Source organism: Streptomyces sp. (genome assembly GCF_050698815.1).
Lineage (GTDB): Bacteria > Actinomycetota > Actinomycetes > Streptomycetales > Streptomycetaceae > Streptomyces.
In genome coordinates this window covers 20,087-41,820 of the sequence record NZ_JBOHCV010000385.1, presented here as the reverse complement: position 1 = coordinate 41,820, position 21,734 = coordinate 20,087, and the positions used below count along the sequence as shown (strand labels likewise).

General features: G+C 67.2%; 17 protein-coding genes and 2 pseudogenes. 6 read left to right on the top strand and 13 right to left on the bottom strand.

Features of this window, described 5'->3' with window-relative positions; genetic code table 11:
• The 3 genes and pseudogenes from glyA to ACRDP3_RS14235 form a co-directional block, all read left to right on the top strand.
• On the top strand, window positions 1–774 hold a 774-nt coding region (gene glyA / locus ACRDP3_RS14245; RefSeq protein WP_431517291.1), incomplete at its 5' end, for a serine hydroxymethyltransferase.
• A 132-nt stretch (window positions 775–906) separates the two neighbouring features.
• Window positions 907–2,289, top strand: coding sequence for an L-serine ammonia-lyase (locus ACRDP3_RS14240; protein ID WP_431517290.1), 1,383 nt, complete (start codon window positions 907–909; stop codon window positions 2,287–2,289).
• 602 nt (window positions 2,290–2,891) lie between these two features.
• A pseudogene (locus ACRDP3_RS14235) lies at window positions 2,892–3,427 on the top strand (DUF4913 domain-containing protein); the annotation flags it as partial.
• 66 nt (window positions 3,428–3,493) lie between these two features.
• Here ACRDP3_RS14235 and ACRDP3_RS14230 read toward each other — a convergent pair.
• From ACRDP3_RS14230 to ACRDP3_RS14175, 12 genes are all read right to left on the bottom strand, one after another.
• The gene (locus ACRDP3_RS14230; RefSeq protein ID WP_431517289.1) at window positions 3,494–4,873 is read right to left on the bottom strand and encodes an FAD-dependent oxidoreductase; all 1,380 of its coding nucleotides are present in this window, start codon (window positions 4,871–4,873) and stop codon (window positions 3,494–3,496) included.
• Between the two features lie 368 nt (window positions 4,874–5,241).
• Entirely contained in the window at window positions 5,242–6,300 is a 1,059-nt protein-coding gene (locus tag ACRDP3_RS14225; protein WP_431517288.1) for a LacI family DNA-binding transcriptional regulator, read from the bottom strand.
• Complete coding sequence (locus ACRDP3_RS14220; protein ID WP_431517287.1) at window positions 6,297–6,947, bottom strand: SDR family NAD(P)-dependent oxidoreductase; 651 nt, start codon at window positions 6,945–6,947, stop codon at window positions 6,297–6,299. The genes ACRDP3_RS14225 and ACRDP3_RS14220 overlap by 4 nt, the downstream gene beginning before the upstream one ends.
• The gene (locus ACRDP3_RS14215; RefSeq protein WP_431517294.1) at window positions 6,944–7,978 is read right to left on the bottom strand and encodes an ABC transporter ATP-binding protein; all 1,035 of its coding nucleotides are present in this window, start codon (window positions 7,976–7,978) and stop codon (window positions 6,944–6,946) included. The genes ACRDP3_RS14220 and ACRDP3_RS14215 overlap by 4 nt, the downstream gene beginning before the upstream one ends.
• A complete protein-coding gene (locus ACRDP3_RS14210) occupies window positions 7,968–9,005 on the bottom strand; it encodes an ABC transporter ATP-binding protein (RefSeq protein WP_431517293.1) in 1,038 nt (345 codons plus the stop codon). Before ACRDP3_RS14210 ends, ACRDP3_RS14215 begins: the two co-directional genes overlap by 11 nt.
• A 41-nt stretch (window positions 9,006–9,046) precedes the next feature.
• Window positions 9,047–10,618: an ABC transporter substrate-binding protein gene (locus ACRDP3_RS14205; RefSeq protein WP_431517286.1), complete on the bottom strand. Its 1,572-nt coding sequence runs from the start codon at window positions 10,616–10,618 to the stop codon at window positions 9,047–9,049.
• A 34-nt stretch (window positions 10,619–10,652) separates the two neighbouring features.
• Window positions 10,653–11,429, bottom strand: a complete 777-nt coding sequence (locus ACRDP3_RS14200; RefSeq protein ID WP_431517285.1) for an ABC transporter permease — start codon at window positions 11,427–11,429, stop codon at window positions 10,653–10,655.
• Between the two features lie 119 nt (window positions 11,430–11,548).
• A complete protein-coding gene (locus ACRDP3_RS14195) occupies window positions 11,549–12,475 on the bottom strand; it encodes an ABC transporter permease (protein WP_431517284.1) in 927 nt (308 codons plus the stop codon).
• A 141-nt stretch (window positions 12,476–12,616) separates the two neighbouring features.
• The gene (locus ACRDP3_RS14190; RefSeq protein ID WP_431517283.1) at window positions 12,617–12,955 is read right to left on the bottom strand and encodes a hypothetical protein; all 339 of its coding nucleotides are present in this window, start codon (window positions 12,953–12,955) and stop codon (window positions 12,617–12,619) included.
• 369 nt (window positions 12,956–13,324) lie between these two features.
• Window positions 13,325–14,938, bottom strand: coding sequence for an FAD-dependent oxidoreductase (locus ACRDP3_RS14185; RefSeq protein ID WP_431517282.1), 1,614 nt, complete (start codon window positions 14,936–14,938; stop codon window positions 13,325–13,327).
• Window positions 14,939–14,972: 34 nt separating this feature from the next.
• Window positions 14,973–16,025: a LacI family DNA-binding transcriptional regulator gene (locus ACRDP3_RS14180; protein ID WP_431517281.1), complete on the bottom strand. Its 1,053-nt coding sequence runs from the start codon at window positions 16,023–16,025 to the stop codon at window positions 14,973–14,975.
• Window positions 16,022–16,819, bottom strand: coding sequence for an SDR family NAD(P)-dependent oxidoreductase (locus ACRDP3_RS14175; RefSeq protein WP_431517280.1), 798 nt, complete (start codon window positions 16,817–16,819; stop codon window positions 16,022–16,024). The genes ACRDP3_RS14180 and ACRDP3_RS14175 overlap by 4 nt, the downstream gene beginning before the upstream one ends.
• Before the next feature lie 460 nt (window positions 16,820–17,279).
• Here ACRDP3_RS14175 and ACRDP3_RS14170 point away from each other — a divergent pair, with 460 nt between their 5' ends.
• Window positions 17,280–18,044 carry an IS5 family transposase gene (locus tag ACRDP3_RS14170; RefSeq protein ID WP_431517279.1) on the top strand — a complete coding sequence of 255 codons (765 nt, stop codon included), beginning with the start codon at window positions 17,280–17,282 and terminating at the stop codon, window positions 18,042–18,044.
• A 934-nt stretch (window positions 18,045–18,978) separates the two neighbouring features.
• Window positions 18,979–19,337: pseudogene (locus tag ACRDP3_RS14165) on the top strand (tyrosine-type recombinase/integrase); the annotation flags it as partial.
• 214 nt (window positions 19,338–19,551) lie between these two features.
• On the opposite strand, the gene ACRDP3_RS14160 reads toward ACRDP3_RS14165, so the two are convergent.
• Window positions 19,552–20,277, bottom strand: a complete 726-nt coding sequence (locus ACRDP3_RS14160) for a DUF899 family protein (protein WP_431517278.1) — start codon at window positions 20,275–20,277, stop codon at window positions 19,552–19,554.
• 438 nt (window positions 20,278–20,715) lie between these two features.
• Here ACRDP3_RS14160 and ACRDP3_RS14155 point away from each other — a divergent pair, with 438 nt between their 5' ends.
• On the top strand, window positions 20,716–21,408 hold the full coding sequence (locus ACRDP3_RS14155; RefSeq protein WP_431517277.1) for a class I SAM-dependent methyltransferase: 693 nt from the start codon (window positions 20,716–20,718) through the stop codon (window positions 21,406–21,408).
• Window positions 21,409–21,734: the final 326 nt, after the last annotated feature.

Below are 21,734 nucleotides of genomic sequence, written 5' to 3'. Positions count from 1 at the left end.
CCGCAGATGATCATCGCGGGCTGGTCGGCGTACCCGCGCCAGCTGGACTTCGCCGCCTTCCGCCGCATCGCGGACGAGGTCGGCGCCCTGCTGATGGTCGACATGGCGCACTTCGCCGGTCTGGTGGCGGCCGGGCTGCATCCGTCCCCGGTCCCCTACGCGGACGTGGTGACCACCACCACGCACAAGACCCTCGGCGGCCCGCGCGGCGGCGTGATCCTCTCCAAGCAGGAGTATGCGAAGAAGATCAACAGCGCGGTCTTCCCCGGTCAGCAGGGCGGCCCGCTGGAGCACGTCATCGCGGCGAAGGCGGTGTCCTTCAAGATCGCGGCGTCCGAGGAGTTCAAGGAGCGCCAGCGGCGCACCCTGACCGGCGCCCGGCTGCTGGCCGAGCGGCTGCTCCAGCAGGACTCGGTGGACGCGGGCGTCTCTGTGCTGTCGGGCGGTACGGACGTGCACCTGGTCCTGGTCGACCTGCGCGACAGCGCACTCGACGGCCAGCAGGCCGAGGACCGGCTGCACGGGATCGGCATCACGGTCAACCGCAACGCGATCCCCAACGACCCGCGCCCGCCCATGGTCACCTCGGGCCTGCGCATCGGCACGCCGGCGCTGGCCACCCGCGGGTTCCAGGAGGAGGATTTCCGGGAGGTCGCCGACATCATCGCCGAGGCACTGCTGCCCGCCTTCGACGAGGACAAGGCGAAGGCGCTGGCCGCCCGCGTCAACGCGCTCGCCGAGAAGCACCCGCTCTACTCCGGTCTCAACAAGTAGCGCGCACCCCCGTGGCGCCGCAGCCGCCTCCGCAGCCGTGGTCGCGGCGCCACGGGACCCCGCCTCCTCCGCACTCCCCGCCCGGACACCGCGCCGGCACCCCGGGAACCGCACGGAAAGGAGCCGCCCGCCATGGCGATCTCCGTCTTCGACCTCTTCTCGATCGGCATCGGCCCGTCCAGTTCGCACACGGTCGGCCCGATGCGCGCTGCCCGGATGTTCGTCGGCCGGCTCAAGAACGAGGGCATGCTGGCGCACACCGCGTCCGTACGGGCGGAGCTGTACGGCTCCCTCGGCGCGACGGGCCACGGGCACGGCACCGCCAAGGCCGTGCTGCTCGGGCTGGAGGGCGAGTCCCCGCGCACCGTCGACGCGGCGGCCGCAGACGACCGGGTGGCCGCCATCCGCTCGGCCAAGCGGCTGCGGCTGCTGGCCACGGAGATAGGGGACGCCCACGAGATCGACTTCGACGAGCCGGCCCAACTGATCCTGCACCGGCGCCGCTCCCTCCCGTACCACGCGAACGGCATGACCCTCTTCGCCTACGACGCCGCCGGCACCCCGCTGCTGGAGAAGACCTACTACTCGGTGGGCGGCGGCTTCGTCGTCGACGAGGACGCCGTGGGTGAGGACCGCGTCAAGCTCGACGACACGGCGCTGACCCACTCCTTCCGCAGCGGCGACGAACTGCTGCGGCTCACCCGCGAGACCGGCCTGTCGATCTCGGGCCTGATGCTGGAGAACGAGAAGGCGTGGCGGACGGAGGCGGAGATCCGCGCCGGGCTGCTGGAGATCTGGGAGGCGATGCGGGCGTGCGTCGCCCGTGGTCTGAGCCAGGAAGGCATCCTGCCGGGCGGCCTGAAGGTACGCCGCCGGGCGGCGACCGCGGCCCGCCAGCTGCGCGCCGAGGGCGACCGCGAGACGCACGCCATGGAGTGGCTGACGCTCTACGCGATGGCGGTCAACGAGGAGAACGCGGCGGGCGGCCGCGTGGTGACCGCCCCCACCAACGGCGCGGCCGGCATCATCCCCGCCGTCCTGCACTACTACACCGAGTTCGTGCCGGGCGCCGACGAGGACGGCATCGTCCGCTTCCTGCTGGCCGCCGGTGCCATCGGCCTGCTCTTCAAGGAGAACGCGTCCATCTCCGGCGCCGAGGTCGGCTGCCAGGGCGAGGTCGGCTCCGCCTGCTCGATGGCGGCGGGCGGCCTGGCGGAGGTGCTGGGCGGCGGCCCCGAGAAGGTGGAGAACGCCGCCGAGATCGGCATCGAGCACAACCTCGGCCTCACCTGCGACCCCATCGGCGGCCTCGTCCAGATCCCCTGCATCGAACGCAACGGCATGGCCGCGGTCAAGGCGGTCACCGCCGCCCGCATGTCCCTGCGCGGAGACGGCCGCCACCACGTCTCGCTGGACAAGGCGATCAAGACGATGAAGGACACCGGCGCCGACATGAAGGTCAAGTACAAGGAGACGGCGCGGGGCGGCCTCGCGGTCAACGTCATCGAGTGCTGAGGACACCGCCTCTGAGCAGGTAATTCGTCTCTTTCAGCTCTGTCACAGGCTTACTCTTCTGTACGGCGGAGCGTCCCTCAGAAGTCCCTGTGACGGAGCTGAAAGTCCCTGAAAAGTCCCTGGTGTGTTCCTGTGCATGGAGGGCTGTGCTGGGGCTTCCGGCAGTTCCCCGCGCATACGGGGACGACGCTGCCGCCATGTCTCCCGCCGCATCCTCGATCGGACGATCCACTTCCTGGCCTGCAGTTTTTCGCGCATCATGCCCGGCTTTCATTCACTGCTGATCCCGGAGAAGGCACCCTACTTCGGCCGCGGTGGCACCCAAGTCGGATTGTCAGTGAGCTCAATGAACTTGTCGTCGCAGCTCATCACCTCATGGCCAGCTCACTTCATTGGCAACGGACACCCAACTCACAGCTCTGTGCCGGTGTCGTACCGCACCAAGCCATCCAGGCGTTGCGGATCCTCGCTCCGCCCACGGCCACCTGCCGTCATTGCTCCGGCAGTTGAGCCGCCCTTCTACACCCAGTTCCCGGCCGGGGCAAACCCTCCTTTCTCCGGATCCTCGACGCCCCAACACCCGGGCAAGGAAGGGAATATCCATGTCGGAGTCCGTCGACGAGAACGAGCCGGTACGGCGACCGGACCACAACCTGGATGACCTCGTCTCCACGGTCAGCGGTCTGGTCGCCGAGACCCGCAAGCAGGGCGAGACCCTCACCCGGCTCACCGACGAGCGGCCGTCCCCGCCTGACAGCGGGGAGGAAGAGCCCGGACGGGAAACCGATACAGCTTCAGGCGGCGACGGCCAGGCCGAGGCTGCTTCCCTCTTCATCCTGGCGCTGGCCGGCAGGGCGTACGCGGAGGAGTTGGCAGCGCTGAAGGTCTGGGTGGACGACCTGCTGCTGCCGGTCTACGGGCGCGAGGTCACCTCCACTCGCCCGTGGTGCCAGCAGTGGACGGAGCACCCCGAGGCCGTCGCCCGCCTGCACGCTTTGTGGCTGGCCTGGCAGCAGTTCACAGACACCGGGGCCGGGCTCGCCGGGCCCTCGCTGTGGCACCGCGACCATCTCGACCGGCACTGCTGCAACTGCGTTCGCCGGACGGTCCTTTCAGCGCGTGCCCCACCAGCCCCGCCCTCAGTCAAGCTGGGCACAGCCCTGGAGACGGTGGTCAGCACACGCCGGATCGGGCAGTACCACGCTCATGGCCGCAGCACCTCGCCGAGGTAGCCGCCCTGGTCGACCAGCGCATGCTGGAGATCTGGAACAGGAAGCTGCCTGAGCGTGAGGTTATCCGCGCACGCGAGGGCAGCGGCGGTTCCAGCTGCCTCGCCCATGGCGAACGAGGGAGGCATGACCCGGATCGCGGCGAGTGCCTCGTGGGTCGCCGAGACGCAGCGCCCAGCGACCAACAGGTTCTCGACTTCACTCGGTAGCAGACAGCGGTACGGGATCTCATAGTAGTTCGCTGTGCCGAAGGAGTCGTCAACACCCCCGCCCGCGCCAGCGGGGTCATGGATGTCAACCGGGTACGCACACAGCGCGATGACGTCGTCGAAGTGGCGACCTTCCTGAAGGTCCTCGAGACTCAGCACGTAGTCACCGACGACACGTCGCGTCTCGCGCACCCCCACGGTCGACGCGGTGTCCAACAGCTCGCACCGCTCGAACCCGGGAAGATTCTCACGGAAGAACCGCATGAGCTCATCCACCTGACGGCGGCCTTCGATCTCGGCTGACGTGAGGTCCTGTGCGTTGGTGCCGTCCCGGCCCAGTACTCGCGTGGTGTTGATCCGCCACACCCCTGAGCGCAGCGTCTTGTACATTCCGACGCCGCGTCGCGGGGCAGGAAACCGTCCCTGGGCGCGAGCCTTCTCGACTATCGAGGCAAATGGCCGAATGTCGTCGGGATGAGAACGGACGTACTGCTCAACGCGCTCGTCGTCGACATCGGAGATCCGGAAGAAGACCGTCATGGGCTGGACCAGGCCGTCGCCTTCGCGCCCGAAGACCGTGTCCGCACCACCGCGCGCAGCGACATCACCGTCCGCGGTGCAGTCCACGAATATCTGGGCTGGCTGAACGTGGAGACCACTCTTGCTCGCGCACACGACCCCGTTCACCCGCCCGTCCTCGCTGATCACGTCCGCGATGAAGGTGTGCAGCAGGAGCGTGACGCCCGCGTCCAGGCACATCTCCATCGCCACGCTCTTGGCCGTTTCGGGCTCGAACGGTGTGACCTTGTCGTGCCCGTAGGTGATGAAGCCTGCGTAGGGATCGCCGGCCTGCGTCTTCGAGGGGTGGATCGCTCCCCCCAGAGCTTCCATTCGCTGGACGAATTCTTCGAAGACGCCACGGATGAGTTGACGGGATCCGTCAAGCGAGTACGACGTCATGCACGGGCCGACCAGCCCGGCGGTGAGGTTGCCGCCGAGGAAGCCGAACCGCTCGACGAGTGTCGTCCTCGCCCCGCGACGGGCTGCGGCCACGGCAGCGGCGATACCCGCAGGCCCTGCTCCTGCTACCAAAACGTCGACCGGCTCCGATACTGGGAGCTCACGCGAATAGGTCCAGCTGGTCATGATTCCACTCCTCGTTGGAGGCTCGATTGGGGTAGTTCAGTAGCCACGTACGTCCAGCCAGTACTGCTGGCCCCCGGCACGTTCAAGCAGGTGGGCGAACTCATCACGCAGGGACCTCGGCCTCTTGTGTCTGATGTGGTTCAGCGACTCGCTTAGCTCGCGCAGCTGTCGGTAGGACGCTGTGCATCTGAACTGCTCGATCCACGGGTTCTCGTCCGATGGGAGTGCCTGGGAAGTGAGCTGGGCCTCCGAGGATGTCGCCGACGATGACGCGGTTTGCATGGATTTCACGCACGCTGGGGACTCCGTTCGCCTTTATCGCTGAGACATAGGTGACGACTGTGGCTCCCGCGGCATGTCCCTTGGGATCACGGAGGCGGGCCTGTGGTCTCTCCCTCGATGAAGGTGCATGCGAGGAGCTGTTGACGCCGTGTCTGTGACACGTGTTCTCCGGACAGGAGGTCGGCGAGTACTCGGACGGCCTCGTGCCCCATCTCCCGTTTGAGCGAGCGGTAGCCGGTGATGATCGGCTCGCCCACCTCACGGGCGACCTGTGAACCCGCAAGGGCGAATGAGAAATCGGTGGGATAGCGCGCCCCCAGCGTCGCAGCGACGGATTGCACAGCGCGTTCTGCGGCTAGGGTGTCGGTGCTTTCGGCGATGACTGCGGTGACGCCGCCGTCAAGCCAACCCCGCAGGAGATCGGCCGTTAGGTCGGAGCCGTTGGTGCGGACGACACTGCCTCCGGCTGGAGCCGCATCCAGTTCCCGGATGGCTTCTCGGAATCCGCGCTCGCGGTCGAGGGAGGCAACTGCGTCGTCGGTCTCCCGCACGTACACGATCTGACGGTGTCCGAGCATGTGCAGGTGGCGGACGAGCTCGGCGGTCGCGGTGACATAGTCAGCGCCGACATAGGGCAACCGGTCGCCAAACTCCTCGCGGCGACCGATGTAGACAAGCGGGAACTCGCTGTCGAGCAGCGCCGAGACCTCCGCGACGGGCGCGTGGCGTCCGATGAGCACGCATCCGTCCGCGAGCCGCAGCCGATGCAGCGGGTCTTCCCGGTGTCCGGTGCCTGTGGCGGGAGCGCTGGTGAAGAGGAGAAGGTCGTAGCCTTGGGCTGCTGCTTCCTCCTCGACGCCGACGAGGAAGGGATAGTACGGGTTCCGCTGGTCCACCGGGAACGCCGGCATGAATGTGTGCAGCCCGAGGAGGTTGTTGCGACCCGCCGCAAGTCTGCGGGCCGCCGGATCGGCGACGTAGCCGAGCTGCCGAGCCGCCTTGAGGACTGCGCTTCGCGTTTCTTGGGCGAGCGCGGCAGCGTCGGCCTTGCCCGCCAGGACCAGCGACACCGTGGTCTGGGAGACCCCGGCCAACCGGGCGATGTCCGCCTGCCTGATACGGCGTGACTGTGGTCGAGCGCTCATCGCAGCATCGCGCCTCCGTCCACGTGGGGCGCTGCACCATGGATGAAGGAACCGGCGGCGGAAGAGAGGAAAACGATCGCCGCAGCCATATCCTCCGGTCGCCCCATGCATCCGAGAGGGATGCCGGCGGCGATGCGCTCCTTCATCCGGTGAGCGATTCCTTCGTGCATCGGAGTATCTGTGGGGCCCGGGACCAAGGCATTCACACGCGCTCCCGAGCCCTCGAACTCCCGCACCAACGACTTCACGAGCGACAGAACTCCGGCATTGCTGGCAGCGTACGGCGCATCGGCGATCAGACCGCCACCGTCGCGGTAACCGGCGTCGCTGGCCACGAGCGCCATGGTCCCGCGCTGAACCTCGGCCATCCGGCGAAGGGACTCCTGCGCGACGAGGAACGCCCTGATGAGGTTGTCGAGCACACGGCGCCAGTGCGCGGCGTCGGCATCGAGTGTGGGGGTGGGGGTGGATGTGATGACGGCTGCACAGTGGGCAACATGGTCGACCCGGGCGATCCGCGCCTCGAGCGCGGCGAACGCATGTCCCCCCCTGCTTGCCGCTCTCGTGACCACAGCCACGTGGCCCTGGAATTGGTCATGCCCGAAGACGAACCAAGGAGCGGATGATTCGTGCGCAGTCTCGATCATGTCTGGTCAACTCTCGTGCGGCCAACGGTCTGTTGGACAGCGGCCGCAGGGCTCGGCTCGGCGAAGTGGCAAGCGGTTGCGTGTTCCCCGCGCTGCACCAGTACCGGTTCCTCTACCGCGCACCGCTCCTGTACCTGCCAGCAACGGGTCCGAAAGCGGCAGCCGCTCGGGGGATTTGCTGGAGAGGGCAGGTCTCCCTCGAGGAGGGGTGCTGGGTCGTCAGATGCCGCCCATGGTTGGAGCACGGGAGCGGCGGACAGCAACGCCTGCGTGTACGGATGCGACGGCCGCGCGAACAGCTGCTCCCGTGGGCCGGTCTCGACGATTTTGCCCAGATACATCACCGCGACGCGATGGCTGACGTGCCGGACGACGGCAAGGTCGTGAGAGATGAACAGATAGGCCAGACCGAGGTCGCGCTGGAGCTCTTGGAGGAGGTTGAGAATCTGCGCCTGGATCGAGACGTCCAGCGCAGAGACGGCCTCGTCGCAGATGAGAAGCTTTGGCCGCAGCGCGAGTGCCCGAGCGATGCAGATCCGCTGCCGCTGGCCCCCGGAAAACTGGTGCGGATAACGGTCCGCTTGTCCTGGGTTGAGCCCGACGCGTTCGAGCAGGTCGTGCAGTTCCTGCTTCCGTTGTCCGCGCGGAACGATGTCGGGGTAGACCTCCCATCCTTCGGCGACGAGCTCTCGCACGGTCATGTGCGGATTCAACGAGGCGAACGGGTCCTGGAACACCAGCTGGATGTCACGGCGCAGGGCTCTTAGCTGGAGGCTCGTGAGCCCGATGAGATCTTGGCCGCGGAACCGCACTTGGCCACTGGCCGGCCGGGTGAGACCGACCAGTGTCCGGGCAACGGTGGACTTGCCGCAGCCCGACTCGCCTACGAGGCCGAGAGTCTCACCAGGCCGAATTTCGAAGTTCACACCCGAAACCGCCTGCACATGGCCGACTGGCCGACGCAGTATCCCCCCCTTGATCGGGAACGTGGTGGTGAGGTCGATGACCTCCAGAAGAGGTTCAGCCTGCACTGCAACCACGGGTGATCACCTCCTCGGCGAAGTGGCACGCGCTTGCGCGCCCGGGGGCGATCTCACGCAGCACCGGACGTTCACCATGGCACCGCTCGCGCGCGTACGGACACCGTGGATGAAAAGCACATCCGGTAGGCAGGGCTTGTGGGTCGGGCGGTGCCCCCTCGATCGGGACGAGGTCCTCCTCCGCTCCGTCCAGGGAGGGGACCGACTTCATGAGCCCCAGCGTGTACGGGTGTGCGGGTGCCTCATACACGGGGCGCAGCGCGCCCGTCTCGACGACCCGCCCTGCGTACATGACGAGCACGCGCTCGGCGGTATCAGCGACGGCGGCGAGATCGTGTGAGATCAGGACAAGGCTCATGCGCCGATGCTGCTGAAGCTGCTGCAACAGCCTCAGGATCTGCTTCTGGACGGTGACATCGAGCGCTGTAGTCGGCTCGTCGGCGATGATCAGATCCGGGTCCAGGGCTAGTGCCATGGCGATGACGACTCGCTGCCGCATGCCGCCGGAGAATTGGTGCGGATACTGGTCCACTCGTTGTTCTGCATCGGGGATGCGCACCAGTTGCATGAGTTCCACCGCCTTGGCGCGCGAGGCGGCGCGGCGCAGACCGCGACGCCGCCGCAAGGCCTCCCCGATCTGGTATCCGACGGTGAGCACTGGATTGAGGGCGCTCAAAGGATCTTGGAAGATCATCGAGATTGCTTCACCCCGGACCTTGCGCAACTCCCTGTCAGGGAGCTGAGCCAGGTCGTCTCCCCTGAACCGCACCTCGCCAGAGGCAATCCGTCCGGTTGGCTTGGGCAGCAGGCCGAGGACTGCCAGACAGGTCTGGCTCTTGCCGCTGCCCGACTCACCAAGAATCGCGAGCGTCTCCCCCTCGTGCAGGCTCCAGGACACCTCGTCGACCGCACGCACCGTGCCCCGACGGGTCTCGAACTCCACGACGAGATCGCTGACCTCCAGGAGTGGCGCGCTGTGCGTTCTCGTGTCGTTCCGGTCGTGAGTCGCCCTAGGCATCATCGGCGTCTTTCCTTCTCGTGATCGCTGCCAGGCCGGCGTCAGGTGAGCCGTACCTGTCGCAGGCTTGGTGACTCGTCAGGTGTGGCCTCGAAACCCCGGACGTTCTTGCGAGTGGCAAAGTTGAGCCGCATCTCGATCGGGAAGATGCCAGGCGCTTCCTGCCAGATGATGCGGCAGGCCTCGGAGTAGAGCTGCTTCCGCTTGTTCTGGTCCTGCGACTGCCGGGCAGCGTTGAGGACCTTGTCGAGTTTCGGGTTCTTGTAACCGAGGCGATTGGCAGACGACAGGTACAACCGGCCCAGCGAGTAGTCCGCGTCACCGGTCGCGGTGACGTTGGTCTGCAGATCCATATCCCAGTCGAGTGCGAGTAGGCGTTCCGTCCACTGGGCTTCCTCCAATTCCTGCGGCTGGACTTTCACGCCGATCTCTCGCCAGTACGAGATCATGGTTTCGGCGACCTGGCGGATTTGCGGTGCCTGGCTCTGGTTCCACATCACCGAGGTCGAGAAGCCGTTGGGGAATCCCGCCTTCGCAAGCAGCGATTTGGCCTTCTTGGGGTCGTAGGCGTAGGGCTCCTGGGCGGCGTACCCGAAGACCGACGATGAGATGGGCGCTCGGGCGACCTGTGCTGACCCAGGGAAGATGTTCTTCGCGAGTGCCTTGGCATCGATCGCATGCCACAGTGCGCGCCGCACGTCGGGATCGGTGAACGGCTTGCGGCTGCAGTTGAACCAGTTGAACCAGTACTGGTAGCTGGCTGTGTCGAGGATGGTGACGTCCTCGCTGTCCTCGAGTCGCTTGAGCTGATCTCCGGGGATGGGCCAGGTGAGCTGGGTCTCGCCGGTTTCCAGCCCGGTGATCCGGCTGGCTTCCTCGGTGACGATCCGAAGCACCACGCGGGGGGTGTCGGGTTTTCCGTCCCAGTAGTGGGTGTTGGCTTCGAGCGAGAGCTGACTACCCGGTGCGAACTGGGTCACCTTGTACGGCCCGCTGCCGATGGGCTTCTGGAAGAAGTCAGGCTTGTCCATCTTGTCTGCTGGCAGCACGCGCATGAGCGTCATATTGGCCAGGACCGTGCCCAGGGGCTCCTTGCTCTGCACGACTACGGTCCGGTCGTCCTCCGCTTGCGCCCGGTCGAGCAGCTCCCACAAGTCGGCGAGTGGCGAGTCAGTCTTCGCTTGACGCTCGATCGAAGCTGCTACGTCCCGGGCCGTCAACGGACTGCCGTCATGGAAGGTGACGTCGTCCCTGAGCGTGAACACCCAGGTCTTCGGGTGGGGATTGTCCCATTTTGCCGCGAGCCTCGGGACGATCTTTCCGTCGACTCGGCCGAGCAGGGAGTCAAAGATCTGCTCACTGGCGAGCCGGGTTGGCTCCGCAGCAGCGAACGCTCCATGGGGGTCGAGGTTGTCCAACGAACGGCCGTAGGCGGCGGTGAGCGATCCGGCCTTGCCTCCGCCGCCACTGGATTCGCCGCCGCTCAGGACTCCGCAGCCTGAGGTTCCGGCGAGCATGGCACCGGTGATTCCGTAGCCGCCGAGCCGAAGGAAATCGCGGCGCCCCAATCGGTCTGCGAGGTGGTGGCTGGGGGTGTTACGGGCATCTTTCATGTCGGTCTCCTTCCGGTTGGATCCGGGCGCTGCGTTAGCCGTTGAGCTTCGGGTCGAGACGGTCACGCAGATGATCGCCGAGGACGCCCAGGCTGAGCACGACGAGGGCGAGGACGATCCCCGGGATGGTGGCAATCCACCAGGCAGACGCCAGGTACTGTCGGCCGTTGGCGATCGTGGTTCCCCACGAGGGTGTCGACGGCGGAACCCCCAGACCGAGGAAGCTGAGTGACGCTTCGGCGACGATCATGAGCCCGACCTGCACGGTTGCCGTTACCAGGAATGGCGTGAGCACTGAAGGAAAGATGTACTTGCGCAGGATCCGTGGCGTACCCAACCCGAGGACGCGAGCGGAGTCGACGAATTCCCGGCCACGCGTCGCGAGCGTCGATCCGCGGACCAGGCGCGCGAAGATTACCCAGCGCAACACCGCGAGCACGATGATCACGTTGAGCAGACTCGGTCCCAGGACGGATGCGAGAAGAATCGCGAGCAGGATGCCGGGGAACGAGAGTTGCACATCGGCGAAACGCATGATTGCCGTGTCGAGAAGGCCGCCGAAGTAGCCGGCGACCATGCCGAGGATGAGCCCGATACCGCCACCGATGACGATGGTTCCGACGGCAACCAGCAGCGACACGCGCGCACCTTGAACGACCTGCGCAAAGATGTCACGCCCCACCTGGTCGGTGCCCAGCAACGCCATGTGGCCGGTGCTCAATATCGCTCCCGGCGGCCTGAGCCGGTCGACGATGCCAGCCTTGACGTGGTTGTACGGGACGAGCATCGGCCCGAACACGGCGACCAGCACGTACAACGACGTGAAGCCGGATGCCAGGAGAAGGAAGATTCCGTGCCTTCGACGGCGTCGTGGACGTACTGCTTCCGTCGTGCTAGCCGACGGCGTGGATGTCGCAAGGAAAGTCATCGCTAGTCACCTGCCAGGCGTATGCGCGGATCGAGAGAGCCGTAGAGAAGGTCGACGATGAGGTTGAGGCCCGCGTAGACCACCGCGATGAGAACGACAGCCGCCTGCACGACCGCGTAGTCGCGGAAGGAGATGGAATCGATGAGGAGCTTGCCCACGCCCGGCCAGGCGAAGACCACCTCGACGATCACGGCGCCGCCAAGGAACGTTCCCAGGACGAGTGCCGCGGCGGTGACGACCGGGACAAGCGCGTTGCGCAATGCATGAGAGGAGAAGACGACCCGTTCGCTGAGCCCCTTGGCACGCGCCGTCCTGACGTAATCGGCACTGAGTTCTTCCAGCAGTCCGGCTCGGACTAGCCGTGCGAGCCAACCCACGTACGGCAGGGCAAGCGCGAACGCAGGCAGCACGAGACTGTGCAGTGAGCCGGCTCCTGAGCTCGGGAAAAGGCCCAGACCAGCAGCGAAGATCAGAATAAGCATGATCCCAACCCAGAATTGGGGAAGGGACTGACCCACCAGAGAAGCCGTCGAGATCATCTGATCCACGAGTCCATGGGGGCGTCGCGCCGCCACGATTCCCATCGGGAAACTGAGCAGCAGGGTCACGAACATCGCTCCCACAGCAAGGGTGCATGTCGCTGGGAAGGTCGCCAGGACGTGAGGCATTGCCTCTGCGTCGAGGCGGAAGGACCGGCCGAAGTCGAGCTTCAACACATCGATGAGGTAGCTCGCGTACTGGAGCAGAAACGGCCGGTCGAGACCGAGCTGTGCTCGCAACGCCGCCCGCTCGGTATCGGTGGAGAACGGACCGAGAAGAAGGGCTGCCGGGTCTCCGGGTACCAGACGCACCACCAGGAAGGTGACTGTCACCGCACCCCACACGACGAAGATCGACTGCATGAGCCGACGCGCGACATACCCAGCCATGTCCTCGCCTCCCTGAATCAGATGCGCTTACTAATGCGTATTAGCTTCGGTGATTTCGAGTAAGAGTGCAGAGGGCGCCGGCGGATGTCAATACCTGGTGCGCGAAAGGAAGTTACGCATGTGGGACTGCTTCCAGCTCTCTTACGGGGGCTTCTTGCGCTCGAACGGCGGGCGTAGCAGCATGATCCGCGCATCGGCAGCGCGGCATCGAACTCGCTGGAGGCGGAGCCTTCTCGACGATGAGCAGCCAGGCCAGCACGGTCGGCCATCCACGGGCGGCACCGAGGACAGGTTGGCGCGGAAGGCAACCCATGGCTGGTCTTTGACGGCGCGTTCGATGTCTGGCATCGCCGGGAACGGCGCCGGAGCCGATCGCAACGGCTCGGTGTCGGCCAGCGCGCCACCGTTGCGCTTGCCGAAGTCCGCGACGAGGGTGCGGTAGTGCAGCGCCACCCCGGCCTCGAGGACGCCTCGGCTCAATCGGCGTGACCTTGTCGTGGCCGATCGTGAACCCGCAGTACGGGCTGGATGCCGGGATCTGCGGGGGTGGCGGGCGTGCCCGTCGGCGGCCATCCGCCGGACCAGCTCGTCGAAGACGCCCCGGATGAGCTGCTCGGAGCCGTCCAGGGAGTAAGAGGTCATGCACGCCTACCAGGCCGGCGGTCAGGTTGCCACCGAGGTAGCCGTGATCGCTCCACCAGAATGGTGCGCGCACCGGTCCTGGCGGCGCAGATCGCGGCCGCGATGCGCGCGGGTCCGTCGGCTACGACCAGCAACGTCCACGAGCTCGGCCACCGGGATACGGCGGGCGTAGCCCACGCTGGACTCGCCGCTTGCTGCGGTGGTGGCTCAGTACCCCCTCACATCGGGCCAGGCGAGCTCGAAACCCTGCTGGACCAGAACGGCCTGAAAGGCCGCCAGCAGCTTCGGATCCGCCTGTATCTGGTGCGGCTGGAGGCCACGCTCCAGACAGTGCGCAGCCAGCGCGCCAGCGGCCTCGCCGATGTTCCACTCCACGGGGTGCAGCCGGTAGCAGCCGTTGGTGATGTGTGTGGTGCCGATGTTCTTGGCGGCGGGCAGCAGGTTGCCCACCCGCACCGGGAGCAGCGCGCCGAGCGGGATCTGGAACGGCAGGCTGCCCACGTCGATGTAGTTGTCTCCGCCCGTGGAGGGGTGCAGGTCGATCCGGTAGCTGCCGATGCCGACCGAGTCGGGGTAGCGGGTGGCGCCGCGCTCGCCGCGGACGGCCAGCGACACGTCGTTCTCGGTCACCGTGGTGACCGCCTCGATGCGGCGGGACTCGCGCACGTACGGCGCCTTGGCCAGGCCGTCGCGCGTGCCGGCGATGTCGGGGCGCAGGCGCAGGCCCGGGAACCCGGTGCCGCCGTCGGGCCGCGGCGCCTCGGTCTGCAGCCAGTACAGCAGGCTCAGCGACAGCTGTTTGGCCTGATCGATGTTGCGGGCCGCGGTCTCCGGGTCGACCTCGAGGATGTTGCCCAACCAATAGTCGTTCATCGGCCAGTTGACCAGAGTGACGTCCGAACCGAATGCGCCGGGCAGGTGGTTGCCGCGGGCGATGATCCGGCGGAAACGCCACAGGTCCTTGTCACCCTGGTCCTTGCTCTGGTCGGCGAAGACGGCGGTCGGGTCGTCGCCGGGCTCCGGGTTGAAGATCCGCTCCTCCACCTCGAGCGTGCGCGGGTCGGGGGCCTTCAATCCCAGCAGCGGGCCCGGCCAGAAGTCCGGCTGATAGCTGCGCCAGAAGTCGTAGTCGCGTGGTCGGTCGATCACGTGGTTCTCGACCGCGCGGTGCTCGATCGCGAAGCAGAACGTGATGCCCTGCATGTTGGCCGGGTCCGCGACCTCGGGGGCGCTGGGCTCGCCGTGCCGGTCTCGGCTCTCCGCACCGGTTACGTACTCCGCACCGGCCAACGTCAGGAGGTCGCCGCACTCGGTCGCGTCCAGGACGTAGTCGGCCGAGACGGTGACCGTCTGACCGGTCTCGTCGTCTCGCAGCGTGACCGCGCGGACGCTATCGCCGTCAGTGTGGGCTTCGATCGGGGAGTGCTCGAGCAGGAAGGTCAGCCGGCCCGAGGCACGGTGCGGGGCGAGCATCGCCTCGATGACGGCCAGGGCGACCCGCGGTTCGTGGCACAGCTTGCTCACCCGTCCGGCGCCCGGGTTGAGCCGGCGGTCCGCCCGAGCGGCGGAGTTGAGGGGGTAGTGCGTGCGGTAGTAGTCCCGGATGTCGTCACGCAGTTGCCGGTAGGACGCTGTGCAGCCGAACTGTTCGATCCAGGGGTGCTCGTCCGGCGGCACCGCCTGGCTCGTGAGCTGACCGCCCAGCCAGTCGGTGGACTCGGTGAGGACGACCTTGCGGCCCGCACGGCAGGCGGCGTGGGCAGCGGCGACCCCGCCGAGCCCGCCACCGACAACGAGCACCTCGGTTCGGATCTCTGACACGAAGTTCCTTTCTTGGGTGGGAGTTAGCTCTGCGTCAGCGCGGCGGTCCAGTGGTCTCGCCGGCCACCGGCGGGCAGGCGAGCAGTTCCTGGTGCGCTGCGGCGCCGTCTCCCGAGAGCAGTTCGATCAGCATGCGTGCCGCCCGGCGGCCCATTTCTGGGCGCGGCACGGCGAATCCGGTCACCACCGGGGCGCCGGGCTGGGGATTGACCTCCTCGCCGAGCATGGCGAGCGAGAAATCCTGCGGGTACTTAAGCCCGGCTGAGGCGGCGCAGGCGCGCAGGGCGTCGGCCGCCGCCTGGGTATCGGTGGACTCCGCCACGAACGCGGTGGTGCCCGCCTCCAGCCAGCCGCGCAGCCGTGCCTCGTTCAGGTCGGAGCCGTCCGTGTACACGACCTCGCCATGGACCCCGTTCTCCTGTAGTCCGAGCCGAAAGCCCTCCTCCCGATCCAATGAGGCGACCGCCTGGTCGGGTTCGCGGACGTAAGCCAGCCTCCGGTGCCCCAGCCGGGCCAGCTCCGTCACGACATCGGCCGACGCCCGTACGTAATCAGCGCCGATGTAGGGCAGTTGGGAACCCACGGTGTCGTTGCGACCCACGTAGACCAAGGGGAACCCGTCGTCGAGGAGACGCAGCAGCTCCTCCGTCGGTGCATGACGGCCTATCAGCACGCAACCATCGGCCAAGCGCAGCCGGTTCAGTCCGTCCGCCTGTTTCTCTGGCCTGGTCGACCCGGAACCGGTGAACAGCAACAGGTCGTAGCCCTGCGCGGCCGCCTCCTCCTCCACTCCCACCAGGAAGGGGTAGTAGGAGTTGCGGAAATCTACCGGGAAGGTGGCCATGAAGGTGTAAACGCCGAGCAGCCGGTTGCTGCGCGCCACCAGCCGGCGCGCTGCGGGATCCGCGACATAGCCCAGCTGTCGGGCAGCGCCCAGCACCCGCGCCCGGGTTGACTGCGCCAACGCGAGGCCCGCCTCGTTGCCGTTGAGTACCAGCGAGACCGTCGCCTGCGAGACCCCGGCGATGCGGGCGATGTCCGCCTGTCGGGGCCTCCCGGATCGCTGCCCTCCGCCCTGGGAGCTCATCGCAGCATCAACCCGCCGTCGACGTCGAAGGCGGCGCCCTGCACAAAGGCGGCGCCCGGCGAGCACAGGAACAGGATCGCGGCGGCCATGTCCTCAGCCCGGCCCATCCGGCCAACCGGGATATTCGAAGCGATACGTTGCTTGAGTTCGTCGGCAACTCCGGTGTGCATGGGAGTGTCACTGGGCCCGGGCACGACGGCGTTGACGCGCACGCCCGAAGAGGCGAACTCGCGGGCCAGGGACTTCACTAGGGACAGCACGCCGGCCTTGCTCGCCGCATAGGCTGAATCGCAGATCAGACCGCCACCGCCGCGGAACCCAGCGTCCGAGGCAACCAGCACTACTGAGCCACGGCCGGCCGATTCCATGTGGTGCAAGGCCTGCTGGGCCACGGCAAAGGTACCCACGAGATTCACGTCAAGCACCCGACGCCAGTGCCCGGCGTCGGCCTCCCGAGTGTGCTGTGAGGTGATCACCGCAGCGCAGTGCGCGACGTGGTCAATGCGCCCGAAATCCTGCGCGACCTGCTCCATCACTTGCACGACCGACTCCTCGTCGGTGATATCCAGCACCACGCCGCAGGAGCCGGGAATCTGCGCGGCAGCCCTCTGCACACCGTCTGCATCCCGGTCGGCGAGGACCACGCTGGCACCGCAGGCCGCGAACGCCCGCGCGGTCTCGAAGCCCATGCCGCCAGCCGCCCCGGTGACGAATACAACCTCACCGTCGAAAGCAGACGGGGAGAACACTTCCCAGGCCCGCGCCTGTACGGCCTCGTCGGTCGCCGTGCCCATACCAACCTCACTCACAGATGGTGTCGCTTGGCTCCAGTCTCCTATTAATACGTATTAATAGGAGACTGGACACGAGCTTGATCACGCACACTGCGGTTGTCAATCCCCTGGACGGAAACTCAAACGCGTGCGCGGGCCCCCACCGCACACGTCCGTGCCTATGGAGATGCGGGGGAAGCACCACGCACGACTTCGTCCCCGGGCCCGAGCTGCGAGCCATCCAGGCACGGGTACGCGAGCACTTCGGCGGCTCAGTAATGTTCTTCATCTCTTGGCTCGACGCCGAGCTCCCGCCCGAAGCCCCCGCCGTATGACCTGCCCACACGCCACGCCGCCGACCTCACCGGCGGTGCGCCATCCATTGGGTGGCGACGCTACTTGCCGAAGTGGATGGAGCCGGAGAAGTCCCGTCCTTGGATGACCGTGCCATCGACGCGAGCACCCCGGGAAGAGCTTCCGCGTGCTCGTCTACCCGTCCGGCATCTCTGTGTCCACCTCGACCTTGCGCTACCTGTCCGCTCTCCTGCGGGCCCGCCGCCAGGAACGTGGAACACGATGGCGCCGCGTGAGCGCGGGCCGCCAGGCCCTGCTCGTTCTCGCGCACCTGCGCTCCGGCCATACCTACGCCCAGCTGGCCGCCGGTTTCGGCGTTGGCACCACGACCGCCTACCGGTACATCGCCGAGGCCATCGATGTCCTGGCCGCCCTCGCACCGACACTCGCCGAAGCGATGAAGACCGCCTCCACCAAGGCATTCGTGATGCTGGACGGCACGCTGCTGCCGATCGACCGAATCGCCGCCGACCGGCCCTTCTACTCCGGGAAGCACAAGAAGCACGGCATGAACGTGCAGGTGATCACCGATCCGGCGGGGCGGCTGCTGTGGGCATCTCCCGCGCTGCCTGGAGCAGTCCACGACATCAAGGCCGCGCGAACCCACGACATCATCGACGCACTGGAGGAAGCCGGCGTGGAATGCTGGGCCGACAAGAGCTACCGGGGCGCCGGCGGCACCGTACGACTGCCCTACTGGGGTCGCTGGGAGACGCTCTCCGCAGGGCAGCAAGCTGTCAACCGCTCGCACGCGAGGATCCGCGCGCTCGTCGAGCAGGCCATGGCCACCCTCAAGACCTGGCGACTCCTGCGCAAGATCCGCAGCAGCACCACCCGCATCACCAACCTCGTTCAGGCCGTCCTCACCCTGCATCTGACCTGCTCAAACTGAGGTTGGAAAAGGCTCAGTGGCTGGCGGCCGCGCAAACTGACGGGCGGCGTGGGGGGGGGCGTAGACCCCCGAGATGGGGAGATCCTCCTTGTCGACTACATAGAAGACCACTGGTGGCCAAGTCGATCCGATGAGCCGTCCACCTCCGGGCCGATGGGCAGCCGGATTTGGAACCACATCGTCCCCCTGCTGGGCGCGTACCCGCTGCGGGATATCGACGCCACCACCCTTCGCACGTTCAAGAGCAAGCTGCTCTCGCGAGTCGAGACATCAACAGCGGAGACTCTATGGATCCACCTGACGACCATCTTCAACACCGCCGTTGACGACATGCGGCTCGCGAAGAGCCCCTGTAAGGCGTATCGGACGGTCAAGGCCCCGAGGCGCACGAAGAAGAAGGCCAAGGCATGGGGTCGTTCCACAGTCGAAGCCGTCCGCGACGCTCCACCGCCGCTATCAGTCCGCGGTCGATCTGGGGCTCGGCGCCGGGCTACGCCAAGGCGAAGCGTTCGGGCTGGCTGAAAACGACCTCGACTCCGAGGCTGGGGTGCTGCATGTCCGGCGGCAGATGCGCTGGGACATCAAGGGACGCCCCTACTTCTGCCTGCCAAAAGGGCACAAGACGCGCACCGTCCCCCTCTCCCCCAACCTCGCGCGTCGCGCGAAGGAGTACCTCCGCGAGTTCCCGTCTATCGAGTGCACCCTGCCCTGGCGCAACCCAGAAGCCCCGGAGTCGGCACTGGAGGAGCGCCAGCGGAAGCCAGTGACCGTCCGGCTTGTCCTCACCACCGGCCAGGGCAACCGCATCAACTACCGCACATGGAACGAACGCAGCTGGAAGCCTGCGCTTGCCGCTGCCGGGCTCCTGACGGTCATCGGTCACAAGGAGCAGAAGCACGGCGACCGCGTACGTCGCCACCCGGTGTTCGACCTGTCCCGCGAGGACATGTTCCACGTGCTGCGCCACACATATGCCAGGTGCAGCTCGAAGCAGGCGAGTCTGTCGTCAGTCTCGCCGTGTGGCTGGGACACTTCACACCGAAGATCACGCTTGACCACTACGCTCACTTCATGCCGGAGGCTGGCAGGCGCGGCCTGGCCGCCACGGACTTCTGGCTCGCCCCTCAGGCCGAGGCGCAGAGAGTCTCTGAGAAATCCCTGGCGACGCGGCCAATCACCAAGCGGGCTTTGAAACCGCAGGTCAAGAAGGTCCTCCAGGAGTCTGCCGCATTGAAGGTCAAGTACAAGGAGACGGCGCGGGGCGGGCTCGCGGTCAACGTCATCGAGTGCTGAGGACGCTGATCGCCGTCACGCCGGAACACATTCAGCGCGGCGGCGGCGCCTTCGCGACGACTGCGAAGCTGACGCGCTGGTTGACGCATCCGTCGCGCGCCGCCCGGCACTCCGGCGACTCTCCCTCATCGAGGGCCCGCCGGGGTTCGGACCGCCACGGCCACCCGCAGGACAACCCGCGGCCCCGGAGGTACACGCGCCAGGGCGGACTTGTTCAGGCGTAGGTCAGCTGCTCCTGCCAGTCCGCTCCGCGGCCCTCCGGTGTGAGGTCGAAGATGTTCCAGAGCGGCTCGAGCGTGCCGACGTGGCGGGGGTCCTGTCCGTTGTCGGTGGGCGCGTAGAGCATCTCCGAACCCCAGAAGTGGCGGATCTTGCCGCCGTCGCGCCGGAAGACGTTCAGCATCGGCATGTTCGACCCGTCCGCCGTCTGGGCGAGGTAGTCACGGCCGTAGGTGTTCGCGGCCGAGGACAGCAGGCGCAGGTGCCGCCAGCCGCGCTCCTCGGCGAAGGTGAGGAGTCGCGGCAGCGGCGCCTTGGCGACGACCGCGAAGTTGACGCGCTGGGTGACGTGCTCCATGGCGCCGTCGAACTGATCGAGCAAGGTCGTGCACGAAGGACACGGACCCTCTTCGCGCTTCAGCCGCGCCGTCTGCCCGCTCGCGGGCCCCGGCCGGTCGTCACCGGCGTGCCGGGGGAACATGAAGCTGTAGATCACCAGGGAGTCCTTGCCCGGCGCGAAGAGCTCCGACAGCCGTACGTCGACGGGGGCCCCGTCGGCTCCGGCGCCCTGGAAGACGTAGTCCTCCGTGACCACGCCGCCCGGTGGCAGCTCACGTCTCGCGGCGGCTACCGCCTCGGTGGCCCTGCGCAGCTCGATCTCCTGGCCGAGCAACCGGTCGCGGGCCGCCCGGTACTCCGGTGACTCGCCTGGAAACGTCATGCTCACGGACCCTCCTGGGATTCGGCGACTGGCCGTCAGCGTGCGCCCGGCAACGGCAACCGGCAAGGATCACCGGTGCCCGGCGGGTCGCCGGGCACCGGGCCCGGAACGGGCCGGTCCGAGTCCCGCCGTGACCGGACAGCGGCGGCTTGATTTCGCCCACGGTGAAGTGACGGTCACGGAGAGATCCTCGCCACGTACACCCGGCCCGGCGGCTGCCCCGACGGCACCGTTTCGGTCATCTCCGCAGGACAGGAGCGTGCGGGTCCGTCGCCGGGCGATCATACGGGCACCCGCTGTCGGGCCCCGGGGGACCGTAGGTACGGTGGTCGCCGCAAGGGCCGTACCGGCCACGGCTGCGGCCCTCGAGCCCCGCTGCCGAGGGTGCCCGCACACCCGGCCGGTCGCAGCACGTGACGACCCCGAGAGGCATGAGCTTTGACGAGCGAGACCGGCACCATGCTCCGTGAGTTCCTGCGGGCGCCCGTCCGCACCGGCGCCGTGGCACCCAGCTCCCGCAGACTCGCCGAAGCCGTGACCGCTCCCGTGCCCGAACTCGGCGATCCCGTGGTGGTGGAACTCGGCCCCGGTACCGGTGCGTTCACCAGCACCATCGAAGAGCAGCTGGGCGGCCGCGGCCATCAGCTGGCGGTGGAGACGAACCCGCGGCTGGCCGACGATCTGAGCTGGCGCTTCCAGCGTGTCGACGTCCTCAACGCCGACGCGTCGAAGCTGCCGCAACTCCTCGCCGAGCGCGGCCACGACAAGGCGGACGTGGTCGTCAGCGGCCTGCCCTGGGCGTCCTTCTCCCCCGAGGTCCAGCACGACATACTCTCGGCCGTCAGCCGTGTGCTGGCGCCCGACGGCGCGTTCACGACGTTCGGCTACGTCCACGCGATGCGGCTCTCCTCCGCGCTGCGTTTCCGCGAGATGCTCCGCATGAGCTTCGAAGAAGTGGTGGAGGGCCGCACGGTGTGGGGCAACCTGCCGCCGGCCTTCGTCTATCACGGCCGGCGCCCGCGGACCGGCACCCCGCCCGGGCGCTCCGCACGGCGCGTGGACCCGCACCTGGAAGGTTTCACGCTCTCCGGACAGACATCCGTGTCCGGACAGACCTCCGAGCGGGCCTAGCGTCACTCGCGGAGGAGTACGCGACGACCCCTCGCGAACCTGCGGCCCGTGTACCCGTCGCCGTGATGTCGGCGCGGGAAGCGGGTCCGGCCAGGACGGTGTGCTTCCCGGGCCCCGACGTATTCCGGTTTCCAGCCGTCTTCGGGCATGAAACGGGCAGACGTGACACGGCAAACGGGCAACACCGGCCAGTCGCCGTTCACATGACTGCTGGTCACAGCGCGAGGGCGCACGCGCAATGCGGGCAGGAACAGTCACGATTGACGGCCATTCGGGCCTGTTCCCGGCGCTGGATGGCTTGTAAAACTCTCCGCACGGTTCCGCAT